15 protein-coding genes are annotated in these 13,217 nt (G+C 51.3%); 6 read left to right on the forward strand and 9 right to left on the reverse strand.

Annotation, left to right across the window (positions count from 1 at the left end; genetic code table 11):
* The first annotated feature begins 10 nt into the window (after positions 1-10).
* Positions 11-835, forward strand: coding sequence for an Mrp/NBP35 family ATP-binding protein (locus H9I36_RS02455; RefSeq protein ID WP_187383807.1), 825 nt, complete (start codon positions 11-13; stop codon positions 833-835).
* Positions 836-1,029: 194 nt separating this feature from the next.
* On the opposite strand, the gene H9I36_RS02460 is transcribed toward H9I36_RS02455, so the two are convergent.
* Complete coding sequence (locus H9I36_RS02460) at positions 1,030-1,887, reverse strand: hypothetical protein (protein ID WP_187383808.1); 858 nt, start codon at positions 1,885-1,887, stop codon at positions 1,030-1,032.
* Positions 1,888-2,014: 127 nt separating this feature from the next.
* On the opposite strand from H9I36_RS02460, the gene H9I36_RS02465 reads away from it, so the two are divergent.
* From H9I36_RS02465 to csrA, 5 genes are read left to right on the forward strand one after another with little or no spacing between them, the layout of a single operon-like run.
* Entirely contained in the window at positions 2,015-2,449 is a 435-nt protein-coding gene (locus tag H9I36_RS02465; protein ID WP_187383809.1) for a hypothetical protein, read from the forward strand.
* A 38-nt stretch (positions 2,450-2,487) separates the two neighbouring features.
* Positions 2,488-4,362, forward strand: a complete 1,875-nt coding sequence (gene flgK / locus H9I36_RS02470; RefSeq protein ID WP_187383810.1) for a flagellar hook-associated protein FlgK — start codon at positions 2,488-2,490, stop codon at positions 4,360-4,362.
* 32 nt (positions 4,363-4,394) lie between these two features.
* Positions 4,395-5,639 (forward strand): flagellar hook-associated protein 3, encoded by a 1,245-nt coding sequence (locus H9I36_RS02475; RefSeq protein WP_187383811.1) that lies wholly within the window; start codon positions 4,395-4,397, stop codon positions 5,637-5,639.
* A 6-nt stretch (positions 5,640-5,645) separates the two neighbouring features.
* Positions 5,646-6,089, forward strand: a complete 444-nt coding sequence (gene fliW, locus H9I36_RS02480; RefSeq protein WP_187383812.1) for a flagellar assembly protein FliW — start codon at positions 5,646-5,648, stop codon at positions 6,087-6,089.
* A 1-nt stretch (position 6,090) separates the two neighbouring features.
* Positions 6,091-6,321, forward strand: coding sequence for a carbon storage regulator CsrA (csrA, locus tag H9I36_RS02485; RefSeq protein ID WP_187383813.1), 231 nt, complete (start codon positions 6,091-6,093; stop codon positions 6,319-6,321).
* Between the two features lie 104 nt (positions 6,322-6,425).
* Here csrA and tsaB read toward each other — a convergent pair whose 3' ends face one another.
* The 8 genes from tsaB to H9I36_RS02525 all read right to left on the reverse strand — a co-directional run bounded on the left by tsaB (position 6,426) and on the right by H9I36_RS02525 (position 12,994).
* The gene (tsaB, locus tag H9I36_RS02490; RefSeq protein ID WP_187383814.1) at positions 6,426-7,103 is read right to left on the reverse strand and encodes a tRNA (adenosine(37)-N6)-threonylcarbamoyltransferase complex dimerization subunit type 1 TsaB; all 678 of its coding nucleotides are present in this window, start codon (positions 7,101-7,103) and stop codon (positions 6,426-6,428) included.
* A gap of 29 nt (positions 7,104-7,132) precedes the next feature.
* Positions 7,133-7,564, reverse strand: coding sequence for a tRNA (adenosine(37)-N6)-threonylcarbamoyltransferase complex ATPase subunit type 1 TsaE (gene tsaE, locus H9I36_RS02495; RefSeq protein ID WP_187383815.1), 432 nt, complete (start codon positions 7,562-7,564; stop codon positions 7,133-7,135).
* Positions 7,561-7,824: a hypothetical protein gene (locus tag H9I36_RS02500; protein ID WP_187383816.1), complete on the reverse strand. Its 264-nt coding sequence runs from the start codon at positions 7,822-7,824 to the stop codon at positions 7,561-7,563. Before H9I36_RS02500 ends, tsaE begins: the two co-directional genes overlap by 4 nt.
* Before the next feature lie 31 nt (positions 7,825-7,855).
* Positions 7,856-8,950 (reverse strand): PilZ domain-containing protein, encoded by a 1,095-nt coding sequence (locus tag H9I36_RS02505; protein ID WP_187383817.1) that lies wholly within the window; start codon positions 8,948-8,950, stop codon positions 7,856-7,858.
* Positions 8,940-9,539: a hypothetical protein gene (locus H9I36_RS02510; protein WP_187383818.1), complete on the reverse strand. Its 600-nt coding sequence runs from the start codon at positions 9,537-9,539 to the stop codon at positions 8,940-8,942. The genes H9I36_RS02505 and H9I36_RS02510 overlap by 11 nt, the downstream gene beginning before the upstream one ends.
* A 27-nt stretch (positions 9,540-9,566) precedes the next feature.
* Positions 9,567-11,627, reverse strand: coding sequence for a flagellar filament capping protein FliD (gene fliD, locus H9I36_RS02515; RefSeq protein WP_187383819.1), 2,061 nt, complete (start codon positions 11,625-11,627; stop codon positions 9,567-9,569).
* A 26-nt stretch (positions 11,628-11,653) separates the two neighbouring features.
* Positions 11,654-12,040, reverse strand: a complete 387-nt coding sequence (locus H9I36_RS02520; RefSeq protein WP_187383820.1) for a flagellar protein FlaG — start codon at positions 12,038-12,040, stop codon at positions 11,654-11,656.
* A 102-nt stretch (positions 12,041-12,142) separates the two neighbouring features.
* The gene (locus tag H9I36_RS02525; protein ID WP_187383821.1) at positions 12,143-12,994 is read right to left on the reverse strand and encodes a flagellin N-terminal helical domain-containing protein; all 852 of its coding nucleotides are present in this window, start codon (positions 12,992-12,994) and stop codon (positions 12,143-12,145) included.
* Positions 12,995-13,217: the final 223 nt, after the last annotated feature.

Genomic DNA, 13,217 nt, shown 5'->3' on the forward strand with positions numbered 1-13,217 from the left:
GAGGCATACGATGTCAGAAGAACAAAATTGCAACGGCGGCTGCGACTCGTGCGGCAAAAGCTGCGAGCAGCGGGATTTTCGCGCAAAGCTGCACGAAGGCAGCAGCGTCAAAAAAGTGATCGGCGTTTTAAGCGGAAAGGGCGGGGTCGGAAAGTCGTTCGTCACCTGTCTTTTAGCCTGTGCTATGAATCGTAAAGGCAAACGCACGGCGATCCTCGATGCCGATATAACCGGTCCTTCGATCCCCGAAGCTTTCGGTCTCTCTTCGGCGCGCGCCGAAGGGGACGAGCAGATAATTCATCCGGTAACGACGGACGGCGGTATTCAGCTCATGTCTATGGATTTTCTCCTTGCGAGCAATACCGATCCCGTCATCTGGCGGGGGCCGGTCATATCCGGCGCGGTAAAGCAGTTTTGGACGGACGTGATTTGGCAGGACGTCGACTATATGTTCGTCGATATGCCGCCGGGTACGGGCGACGTGCCGCTCACGGTATTTCAATCGCTTCCGGTCGACGGTATCGTCGTCGTATCTTCTCCGCAGCAGCTCGTGCGCGTCATCGTCGAAAAAGCGGTCAAGATGGCGCAGATGATGAAGATCCCGATTTTGGGGCTTGTCGAAAATATGAGTTATGTCAAATGTCCGAAGTGCGGCGAAGTCATCAACGTGTACGGCAAAAGCAATATCGAAGCGATCGCAAAAAATTACGATCTGCCGGTGCTTGCGAAAATTCCGATAGAGGAACAGTCGTCCGCCGCAATCGATTTGGGAACGATCGAAGACTTGAACGTCGACTATGTCGATCGGGTGATCGATACGATACTCGCGCTGTAAATTAGGGAAACTGTCCGAATATTTAAAAATACTCTCGAAACTCGACTTTCGACTTAATAAAAAAAGGAGCCGCAAGGAGGATACGGCTCCTTTAAACTTTTTATATGCTGTTTAAAAATCGATTTCGAAAAATCCCTTAAAGCGAGTTTTTCGAAATGCCCTCGAATCTCTGAAAGCGGAAAGCTCTCTTTAAATCAATTTCGTTTTGCAAGTTTTTTTTCGATGTCGGCGGGCGTCATCTTTTTTGCATTGTACTGCAAAAGCGAATAACCGGCTTTATTGATTTTTCTGATCCATGCGATATAGCTTCCGCCGCTTTGAAGGGCGTCCGCTTCGCCGAGCAGCTTTGCGCTTTCCGCTTCAAGGGCTTTGTCGTCGAATAAAAACTGCGAAAGAAAAATCTTGGCAAAATACGTTTCCGCATCGGTTCTCGCATCCCTTACCGCGCGCTCGAAATACTCTCCCGCTTTCGTTTTGCTCCCGCCGCCGATGGCCGGTGCGAAATAATACCACTGTGCGATATTCGTGAGCGCGTATGACATAGCGGGGTCTTCGTCGAGCGCTTTTTGGTAATATTTTTTTACGGCGATGCCGTCGTGCATGATGACGCCGACCGTCGCATAGCTCAAATTGCACGAAAGCATATCGGCTGCCGTGCACCACAGCCATTTGTTTATCGCTTCGTTTTTGTGCGCCGAAAAGTATGCGTCGTTTTTATCGTACTGCGTGCGTATGAGCGATTTGAGTGAGCCTTCCATCGACGGGATTTGGCGCATATAATTGTACTGTTCGAGGATTTTAAAATTCTCGAAGATCAATTTTTCTTCATCGGTAAAAGATGCAAGCACGTTTTCGGAAAAATGCTCTGCGGCGTAGGATTCGATTTTTGCAAGCGCGCTCTCGGGGGAAGCGCTGGAAGCGAGGTTCATACGCAAGGTCATAAAGCCGTCGATTTCCTTTTGCGCGTCGGCGGAAATCGTTTCCGAGGCGAGGGTTGCAAGAGGCAGTGCGAGCGCGAAAATACATAAAAGACTTATTCGAATCCGTTTCATTTTCCATAAAACAATAGCGGATCGGCCGAAAAATGGCAAGCATTTTTTTGCGTTTTTTCGACTTATATAAAAAAATCGTAAAGTCGTCGTTTTTCCGCACCGATAATCAACATGAGGTAATCTGTATATGGCGGACATAACCGAAATGGAACGGCTGCTTTTGCGCGAAAACGAAATTCTCGATCGTATGCTTGAACGACAATCGGCGCTGCGTACGGCGGTGCTGCAAAAAAAATGGGACGGCGTGCTAGAATCGATTTCCGCGATCACGAAGCTTACCGAAGGTTTTGAAGAAGCGGAAAAAGCGAGAAACGCACTTTCGACCGGCGGAAAGGACGAAGCGAAAAAGGCGATGTTACCGCTTTTGACGCAAGTGCGCGGAAAGCTCGTCAGATCGAAAACGGCGAACAGAACGCTCGGCAATTACATAGCGGTTGCGAGGGATTTTATTCAAAGCGTACTTGACGAAGCCTTTCCTCAGAGCGGGGCGACGGTGTATTCGAAGGCAGGAAAGATCATGAGAGCAAAGCCGTCGAGCGTCGTCGTCAATACGTTATATTAATTAATAAAATACCCTGTAGCGATTTTGAGAGGTGATGTATGGGTTCGACATTTTCGGGAATAGAGCTCGGTAAGCGCAGTATCATGGCGCATACGACGGCGATCACGACCGCCGGACACAATATTTCGAATGCGAATACGGAAGGCTATTCGCGCCAGCGCGTCGCGTTTAAGGAATTCGATCCGCTGTATCTTCCGGAACTCGAACGTCCCGAAGAGCCGGGTATGATCGGGCAGGGCGTGAGTGCGACGAGCATACGGCGGATCCGCGACGAACTGCTCGACCGGCGCATCGTCGAACAGGCGAATCAGGAAGCGTATTGGGATACGCGCAGCAAATACTATACGATGCTCGAGCAGATTTACAATGAACCCGACGACGTTTCGATCCGCGGCACTATGGATAAATTCTGGGAAGCGTGGCAGGAGCTGTCGATTCATCCGGAAAACATCGCATCCCGTCAGGCGATCGTCACGCGCGGTATTTCGCTTACCGATACGATAAACCAACGCTACGAAAGTTTGCAGGGAGTGAACACGCTCATAAACGGCGATATCGACGCGACGGTAAAGCAGATCAACAATTATGCCGAACAGATTGCCGCTCTCAACGGAGAGATCGTGCGCTCGCGCGGTATGGGAGACAATCCGAACGATTTGCTCGACCAGCGTGATCTCCTCGTCGATAAGCTTTCGGAACTCGTGAATTGTACGGCGAGCGACCGCGATAAAGACGAATTCATGGTACACGTCGACGGGCGCGTGCTCGTTCAGGGCGGCATCCCGCGCAGCTTCGACCTTCGTACGGTTGTCGACAATAACGGAAATCCCCGTCTCATCTGGGGCGATACGAAAAACGACGCTGTCGTAAAAGGCGGCAGACTCGGTTCCCTCATCAAACTGCGCGACGTCGATATCAGAAATGAAATGCAGTCGCTCAATACGATGACGATGAACTTTTCCGATTTGGTAAACGACGTGCACCGTAATGCAACCGGCATGAACGGTACGACGGGTCTCGACTTTTTTACGTCTCATCCCTTTGTCGAAAACGTGCGCGGTAATTACGATTACGATGCGGACGGCGTAATGGACAGATCCTATATTTTCCGCTTTACCGGACGACATAAATTGAACTCGCAGGAGCAAATAGGTCTTGCAGGTACGATGACCTTTTCCGCGCCCGAAGGCAGGATCGAAGTCGCATACAACGCTACCGATACGGTTGCCGATGTCATCGACCGGATCAACGATTCGAACGGAGAAGTAAAAGCCTATCTCGACAGAAACAACAATCTCGTACTGAAAGCGACGACGGCTCTTTCGCAATCGAATCCCGATTTTGTCATACGGCACGTCGAAGACAGCGGAATGTTTTTGACCGGCTATGCGGGCATTTTGCGCGAAAGCGGAGAAGAAGGCGCATACGATTACCTTCGTGCGGACGCGGCCGACGGTCTTGCCGACGGCGCTCAATTTGCGGTGACGCCGCAGGTAAATCCGTCCGCGTATATCGCGGTAAATCCGCTTATCAGAGGAGACGTCAAAAGCGTCGCTGCAGGCTTTGCCGATACGCGCGGCGCTCTCGCGTCGGGCGACGGACGAGCTGCGATCGAAATCGCTTCGATCAGAAATACGCAGGTGATGATCGGACACAAGCGCACTTTCGACGATTATTTTGCCGACAGCGTGACGAACGTCGGTTTGAAAGGAGAGCAGGCGGCAACTCAAACGGCAAATCAAAATAAAATCATGGGAGATTTGCGCACGCTGAGGGAGTCCGTCAGCGGCGTAAACATAGACGAAGAGCTTGCGGATATTATTAAATTCCAGCACGGCTACAATGCCGCCGCTTCGTTTATCAGTACGTGGGACAATCTCGTCGATACGATTATTAACAGGATCAGAGCATAAAATCGGGGTAAAGCCGAATACGGAGGTGCGATATGCGCAGGGTGAGTTCACAGATGAATAATATGGATGTGCAGTCGAATCTGCGGCTGCAGGAATCCCGTCTCAATAAAATCAATAATCAAATCGGCAGCCAGCGCCGTATTCAGGAACTGCGCGACGATCCGATCGCTGCAGGGCACTTGGTGCGTTATCAGTCCTATGCGGCGCGCATCGAAAACTTCGAAAAAAATGCCAAAACGCTTTCCGAGCTTTTTATGCAGCGTGAAGGTTATATGACGAATTCGCTCGAAGTTATGCACCGCGTGAGAGAACTCGCCGTTACCGGTGCGAACGGCATCTACACGGGCGAGGATATGAAAAACATGGCGGCGGAAGTCGACGAGCTTTTAAAAGAGCTCGTGCAAAATGCAAACGCGATCGGGGAAGACGGAAACTCGCTCTTTGCCGGTACCGACACGAAAGTGAAAGCCTTCGACGTCGAAATGGGAAACGTCGCAGGTTCGGGCGTGCCGCTCATCGAAGGGGTGCGTTATAACGGAAATATTTCGGAAACGCAGGTCGAAATCGACGAAAATAAATATTTGACGACGGACAACGCGGGCGTGCGCACTTTTTGGGCGGAGCCCCAGCAGATTTTCGGCGCAAGGGATACGACCGGCTGGAGAGCGGGGGAAGACTCGGTTATCGCCGTAGACGGTGCGGAAATTAAAATCAACGCGGGCGACAACGTGTATTCCCTTATCGCAAAGATAAACGACAGCGAAGCTGCGGTAAAGGCGACGCTCGATCCCGTGACAAAGGCACTGAATTTCACTACGACGGATGCGCGGCAGCTGTGGCTCGAAGATGTTTCAGGTTCCGCACTCGCCGACCTCGGCATTATCAAAGACGCAAGTCAAAAGCCGCCGTACAATCTCGCTTCCGGCGTGCGCGCTTCAGGCGGTTCCATGTTCGATGCGGTTATCTCTCTCCGCAATGCGCTTTTAGCCGGCGACCACGAAGCGATCGGCGGACGCGTGCTCGGTTCGATCGATCAGGGTCTTAACAATTTGACCACAAGAATCGCAAAATCGGGTTCCGAATACGAGCGGGCGGAACTCAACGTAAAACGCAATTCGGGAACGGCGCTCAACGTAACGCAGCGCATCTCAAGCGAGGGCGATCTCGATTTGACGAAAGCCGCATCCGATATGAAGATGATGGATTTTACGCATCAGGCGACGCTGAGCACGGCCGCGCGTTTGTATTCGAGTACGCTGCTCGATTATTTGAGGTAAGCTTCAATGGACGTTAAGACAAAGGCGATGGGCGTAAAGAGCGTCGAAGAAAATCACATCGTTACCTTTCCCGAAGGACTTTTCGGTTTTGAAGATTATAAAAAATACGCGACGATGGAATCGGAATGGGCGCCGCTCATCTGGCTGCAGTCCCTCGACGACGAGCGCCTTGCATTTTTGCTCATCGATCCGTTTTTGATTTGCGACGATTACGAAGCGGACATCGACGATGAAAGTTTAAAAAAAATCGACGTGCACTCTCCCGAAGACCTTATCGTCATGGCGGTCGTCACCGTTCCGCCCGACGGGGGCGCCGTTACCGCAAATCTGCAGGGACCCCTCGTCATCAATAAAAAAAACAAGCTGTGCGTGCAGGTGATTTTGAGCGACGGTCGCTGGACGACGAAATACGCGATAATCGACGCGCTTAAAAAACGCGGAGGAAAGTGATATGCTCATCCTTTCGCGCAAAGTCGACGAACAGATTAAAATCGGCGACAATATAACGATCACGATCATCGAAGTCCGCGGCGATCAAGTTAAAGTCGGAATCGAAGCGCCGAAAAGCGTTAAAGTATTCCGCGAAGAAGTGTTTAAAGCGATCCAAAAGGAAAACAAAGCGGCTTCTTCTCCCGACGCGGGAGCGCTCGCATCGATATCGGAACTTTTGAAAGGGCGGTGAGGGGCTGTCGCCCGCACCGTTTTTTGTGTCGGAATATAAGCCGCACTGCAGGCGTTCGGTCGTGGAAGTGCACACTCCGCCGCCGAGATAGGGCTGAGTTTTCGCTAGACTATCGCCTTTCGTTTGACTTCCGCTTCGCTTGCGCGGATGTATACGGGGCCGTCGAAATCGGCAAGCGGTTTTTCTCCCGCTGCGATTTTCGCTTCGGCGAGTGCAAAGAGCGAGTCGGTCGTAAGTTCCGAAAAATCGAGCGCATACAGCTTTGTGCCGACACCGTTTTGTCGGGCGGCTTCGGCAAAACGCTTCGCATCGGGGCCCGTGCAGAGCGCTTCTTTCGCATCTTTTAAGGCACGCAGTATCGTTTCGATTTCATAATCTCCGGGCGGAAGCATTTCCGTTCCGCTTTCGAAAATCGCCGCATAGAATCTGTTTTTTTTCGCATCGATTGCGGAAACGACGGGAAAGGGGAGGGCGCGGTAGGGATAGGCGTAGACTTCGAGTGTCGGGATGCCGTAGATGGGCGCGCCCGTCGCCTGTTCGACGGCTTTGAGCGCGGCAAAGGCGAGCCTGAGTCCCGTAAAAGAACCCGGACCTCGGCAGAGCGCCGTATAGTCGAGTTCGGCGATCCGTAAGCCCGCTTTCGATACGACGGCGTCGATTGCGGGAAGGAGCGTTTCCGATTGTTTCATGCCGATGTTGTAGACCGAAGAGACGACGGCATCATCGTTTTTTGCCGCAACCGTAAGGCGCGTTCCGGCGGAATCTATCGCAAGCGCTTTCACATAATCCTCCCGAAAAACCTGAGCGCGGACTATCGTATCGCTTCGTGCGGCCAGTTGGAGATGCGCACGGTACGCGTGCCGTCGTCGTTTACGCCGATGTCGATCGTAATCGCCGTATCGGGCAGCTCGCTCATGATCTTTTCGCTCCATTCGATAACGCACACGCCCTCTCCGTAAAGCATATCGTCCGTTCCGAGATTGATAAAATCTTCGGCTCCGTCGAGACGATAGACGTCCATGTGGTAGAGCGGCATCGTTCCCGAATATTCGCTGATGAGGCAAAAAGTGGGACTCGTGATTTCATCGCGTATGTCGAGGGAACGTGCGATGCCTTTGGTGAGCGTCGTCTTTCCTGCGGCAAGAGGGCCGCGCATGGCAAGTATGTCGCCTTTTTTCAGGAAGGCGCCGATTTTTTGTCCGAGCGTTTCGGTTTCTTCGGCGCTCTTCGTCGTAAAGGTCATAAGGGCAGCTTCCCTTTTGAATCCGCTGTGATGATGTATGTCTTCAATGCGCTTTTAATCGGAACGACGGGATAGTTGATCGACTCCGAAATGATTATGTCGATTTTTTTTGCGCCGAACGGATCGGTTTCTATGCAGAACTCCACAGGCATTTCAAAATCGCCTCCGGGAAGCTCTATGACGGCGTCTCCTTTGAATTTGCGGAGATAATAAATGCTGCCTTCTTCGCGGCAGATGTTCCGAATTTCTACAACTCTCATTTCTGTACGATACCGTAATAAAGTTTAATAATCAAGACGGGATATTCCGCTCTTCGTCCGGCACGATATTGTATCGATACACGTATGCGAAGATGCGGTTCCGCGCTTCGTCCGATATATCCGTAAAGAGGATACCGAGTGAAAACGTATTGTTTGCGGGGTTTTTATGAACTGCAACGATGAGTCCGGTCGCTTCGTATGTGTTTTCCGAAAGCATGATCGAAACGCGCAGTCGCTGGTTTTCTTTTATCGGAAGATTCGTCACGATAGCGCAGCCGTCCCCGGAAACGTTTGCAAGGATGCCGTTGTGCGGTTTTGTTTTTTCCTGTCTGTCGTTTACCGCTGAAAAAACGCAGGGAACGTTGATATCGCTACGCTTCGATTTCCGCTTCGTCTGCGGGTGCAGAGCGTTCGTGTGGGACAGTATCATTTCAGCGCCGTCGTCGAAACCGATCGAATAGCGGATGACGCGCGTTTGAAAACGGTAGGTCATCCCGCTCCTCGTCATAAACACAAAATCGCTTTTTGAAAGCGGGGCGGGTTTGTTTTCCGTGTTGTACAGCGTTCGCGGAATCGAAAGCGTCATATTTTCAGCCGTATTTTTTTTCAGCGCGCATCGGATCTGTACGCCCGGCGACAGCAAAAACGAAAGCTTTGTCTCTTCGGGTATGCCTGCCGTCGATGTGATCCACGTATCCGCCGCATCCTGTATTTCGATTTTATGCCGCAGACGGAAAAGCGATGTGATCTTTTTTTCGTCGATGCCGTTTTGTACCATTGCGGCATACTGAGCGTTGAAGAGTTTATCGACTTCAGCCGCATTGTAGATGAGATAGCTTATATTGGGCGCTTTATTCGCGCGACAGATTTCCCACAAAAGAGAAGCTTCGGCTTTCGAAAGCGAAAGTCGCTTTGCCGTTTTTTCGATATCTTTATACGTCGTCGGCCGCTTTTTTTGCGCTTCAAGCCATTCGGGTGAAGAGCGGATGCGCTTTCGTATTTGATACAACAGGTAGATGACGAAAAAAACGAGTATGATAAAGGCGGGGATGAGGAGGTATGCGTAGTACTTCGTCGCAAGGCGCGCTTGCAGCGGGGTGATGCCGCTCGGTGCGTTAAAGCGCATGGAAAACCTCCAGCGCTTTTGCAGCAAGCTTTAAGCGCTGGCATATTTCGTATTCGGCCAAATCGCCGACGAGCACCGTATCGTTCGCTTTGAGTGCTGCTTCGAATTCAGAAAGTACGGGCATAAGGTCGGCAAAAAAATCGGATACCTGTTTTCCGTCGACGACGATCGCGCTGTAGGTGTCGGGGAACAGGGATGCGAGAGAAGCCGTGCGGCAGAAAACTTCGATATCGTCGGCAAGCTCTGCGATCGCGGCTGTCGCTTCCTTTCCTTTGCCGCTTTGCAGATCGACGGGAACGCGTTCCATGCGTTCTGCAAGAGACGAAAAAAGACTTGAAAGCTTTTTAAAAGAATCGGCTATCGACTGTTTTGTCACGACTTCGAATTCGATTTTCGTCGACGCTTGGAGCGGAAGCTTTGCGTATTCGTCGAACGAAGAAGCGTCGACTTTTTGTCCGTCCGCGCGTATGCCGATAACCGCCGCGTCGTTTTCTTCGCAGGTCGCTTCAAAAGAGCGCAGCACATCTCCGATCGTCTTTTCCCCTTCAAGCGTTACGTCGATTTTTGCACCGTTGACAAATAAATCCATAACAATTCCTTATATTAATTTTTTTTGTTATTCGCTGCTTCTGTTGTTTTGCCGTATAAAATTCGAAATAGTCGTCTGTTGGCTTTCGAGGCTGCTCAGCGATCCTTCCATGCTTGCAAACTTTTTTCGAAGCTCTCTTTCTTTTTTGTCCATCTGCGTTTCAAGTTGCGCTATCTTCGTTTCGGACGATTTGATGCGCGTGCCGAGTGTACTCAACTTCGTGCCGATGATGCCGCCGGTTTGGACGTATGCGCCGAGTTCACGATCCAATCGGTATGCGATGCCCGAATCGGTTATGAGGTCACCGTCGCTGTCATAGCCGAACATATTTTTAATATCTTCGAGATGCGAGGCGAGAGCGGCGTCGAGTTTTTTTTCATCGATTTCAAGATACCCGCGGAGGCGGCTCGCCGTATAACCGCCCGTACTTCCGCTCGCGTTTGTCGAAATGCCGATCTGTGAGAGCATCGTTATGACCGCATCCTCTTTTGCCTGATAGCGCGCACTTTGGATCGCTTGGAAATTCGATTTCATACTCGTAAGGGAAAAGTCGCCCATAAAAAGCCCGAGCCGCTCTTTTTCTTTTTCGCGCCGGTCGTCGGAAAGATAGGTGAGCTCGTCGACGATTTCACTTTTGTTTTGAGAAAGGATATTGATTTGCGCGAGCGATTCGTTGTATTTTCCGACGAAAGTGATGAGCGCGTCTTTTGCCGATTTGACGTCCGGATCGATTTTGATCGTCGCCGTCCTTTCGGTTTTTTCGTGTACATGGAGCGTTACGTCTGGCACGACGTCGTCGATATCGTTCGTCGGCCGCTTGATCGTAATGCCTTCGTACGTGATGATCGCATCCTGCGCCGTCGATGCTGCGTTGTTCGGCGTAAACCCGCCTGCGGATTTCGGATCGTAGAGCGAAACGGACGACATCGTAAAAGCGCTTCCCGTGTTCCGGTTTCTAATCACGATCGCAGCGATACCCGGATAATCCTTCATGTCGATATCGACAGTCGTTTTATCGCTCGTCAAAATATTCGGCGTCGCGATTTCTTTTTCGCTTCCGTCGCTCATGGCAGCGTAGACGATGCCGCTCGACGTTACGGGCAAAAGATCCGCGCTCCTTGTCTCTTCGCCTTTCGGAAGCAGCGTGTCCGACGGATTATTGTCGATGACGACGTCCTTAAACGACGCGTAACCCGCATTCGGAAGTTCGGGTGCAAGCGGTCTTTTATTAAGCGCCTCCGTTACGTCTTCAACAGCTGCCGGCGCGAGCGTAAACGAAATGCGCTTTCCGTCATTTCCCTGCGGCACGGCGAGCGAAAATCCGCTTCTCGGCGGGATCGAGATTTTTCCGTTTGAAACGGCGATCTGCGTATTTGCGATGCGCGGAAGCCCTTCCTGTTCGAGAGAAGTCGTTTGCGGCGGGGCGGGGCGGAATTCCGTTTTCGTTTTCCCGAACGATGCCGCATCCGATTTTACAGGGCTTATCATCTTTGTTTCGATCGCAAAGGTTTTCGCTTCGTCTTCAAACGTGAGGCGATTCGCTTCTCCCGTTTTTTTCGATTCGATGAGGATCGTTTTCGTTCCCGCTCCCGATCCGATGACAAGCGAATTGATAAGATCGCCGCCTCTCTTGTTGAGCGCTTTTGAAAAATCGGTGAGCGAACCGCCTTTCCAGTTGAACGAAACGGATTTGTCGGCGACACGAAATGTGTAGGTGCCTTGGGGAACCTTTGTATTGTCGGGGAGTTCCGCCGTCAAAAAACGGTCGGCTGTTGCCGGCTGTATGACATTGACTTTGAACGATTGATACTGTGCGCTTCGATTCGCATCCGCCGTAATCGCGTATTCGTCGGACGATGAGGCGAGTTTATTGTTGAACGGATTTTCATAGGAATACAGGGTTTTAACGCTGTCGCGGAATTCCGTCAGCTTTCTGTTGACATCCCGCCACGCGTTTTGCTGCGCTTGGTAGGTTTTCAGCGTGTCCTGCTCCCTTGTCAGCGGAACACGCTCAACCTTCATAAGTTTTTCTACCGTGTCGTTCGTGTTGTATTTGTCGGTGACACCCGGTATGTTCAATCCTGGCATAATCCGCGTTCGTCCGCAAGATGCGACTAAATCATTTCATCAAAAAGCAAACCGATCGCTTTTTTCATGCTGACTTTCATCTTTTGTATATCTTCGGACGGTATCTCCTTTATCACCTTATTGGTGCTCGGATCCAATACGCTGATAACGACTTCACCGAGCTCTTCATTGACGCTGAAGCGCAGGGATCGGCGTCCCATCACCATATCGGACAGCCGCTGGAGCTGCTGTACGTTTTCCCGTATTTCGGCAAGATTTTGTGCAATGTTTTGCGCTACTTCAGCTCCTCCGGGTACCGAGCGGACGACTCCCGCCGTCGTCGTACCGGAACCGAGCATCTGCGGAGCGACTTTGAAATAATTCTGGCCATCCATTGCCAAAGCCTGCCCGATACTGCTGGTAATTGTATTCATAGGGCAATCCTCCTGAAAAAGAACGGGAAGGGGCGCATCCTTTCCGTTACGTTTATTGTCAAAAAGACGACATCCGGTTGTCTCTCGGACAATAATCCGATTTTATTGCAGCAACGCTAAAACGTTTTGCGTTTGGCTGTTTGCCTGTGCAAGCATCGCGGTACCCGATTGTGTGAGAATCGAGTTTTTCGTGTAGTCCACGATTTCCGCAGCCATTTCGGTATCTCTGATACGCGATTCGGCAGCCTGCATATTTTCCGCAGCGACGTTTACGCCTTTCGACGCCATCTCGAAGCGGTTTTGATACGCACCGAGATCCGCCCGCTGTTTCGTTACCCGAAGCAGCGCGTTGTCTACGGCACCGAGCGTGGCGTTTGCCAAGTCCGGCGTTGCGATCGAAATCTGCTCGTTGTCGCCGTTTGCGTTTTTCAAGCCGAGCGCCGTTGCCGTCATCGTGCCGATGTAGACGCGAACGTTTTGGTCGACGTTTGCACCGACATGGAACTGCATCGTCTTTGCGCCGTCCCAGCGGCCGAAACTGCCCGTGAGCATATTCATGCCGTTGAATTGCGCTTGACTTGCGACTCGGTCGACTTCCGACACAAGCTGAGAAACCTCAACTTGAATCTGCATGCGATCTTCATCGCTGTAGATACCGTTCGACGCTTGAATCGCCAGTTCGCGGACGCGCTGAAGGATATCCGTCGTTTCCTGAAGATAGCCTTCCGTCGTCTGCAAAAACGATACACCGTTTTCGATGTTTCGCCCCGCCTGGTTCAAACCGCGGATTTGACTCCGTAGCTTTTCGGACACTGCAAGACCCGATGCATCATCTCCGGCTTTGTTGATCCGTTCGCCGGAAGCGAGTTTCTCGATGTTTCCCTGTATGTTGGCATTCGAAATGCCGAGCACACGTTCCGCATAGAGCGAACTCATATTGTGATTGATAATCATAATTTGTGCCCTCCATGTTTACGTACCCGCAGAACATCGTGCTCTGCGTCCTTGCCGTGAGGGCTGACTTTCCGGTTAGTGCGCCCCCGGAAAGCAGATTCAGACCCGTTACGGCAGGAAAAATCAGCCTTTTTACAAGCCGATTTTTCCTGCCGCCACAACCTATGGATTGCACATTGTCAAAGAACAAAAGCATGTCCGAACGCATGCTCGATAGCGACCG

This window comes from Treponema sp. Marseille-Q4130, from assembly GCF_014334325.1.
GTDB lineage: Bacteria > Spirochaetota > Spirochaetia > Treponematales > Treponemataceae > Treponema_D.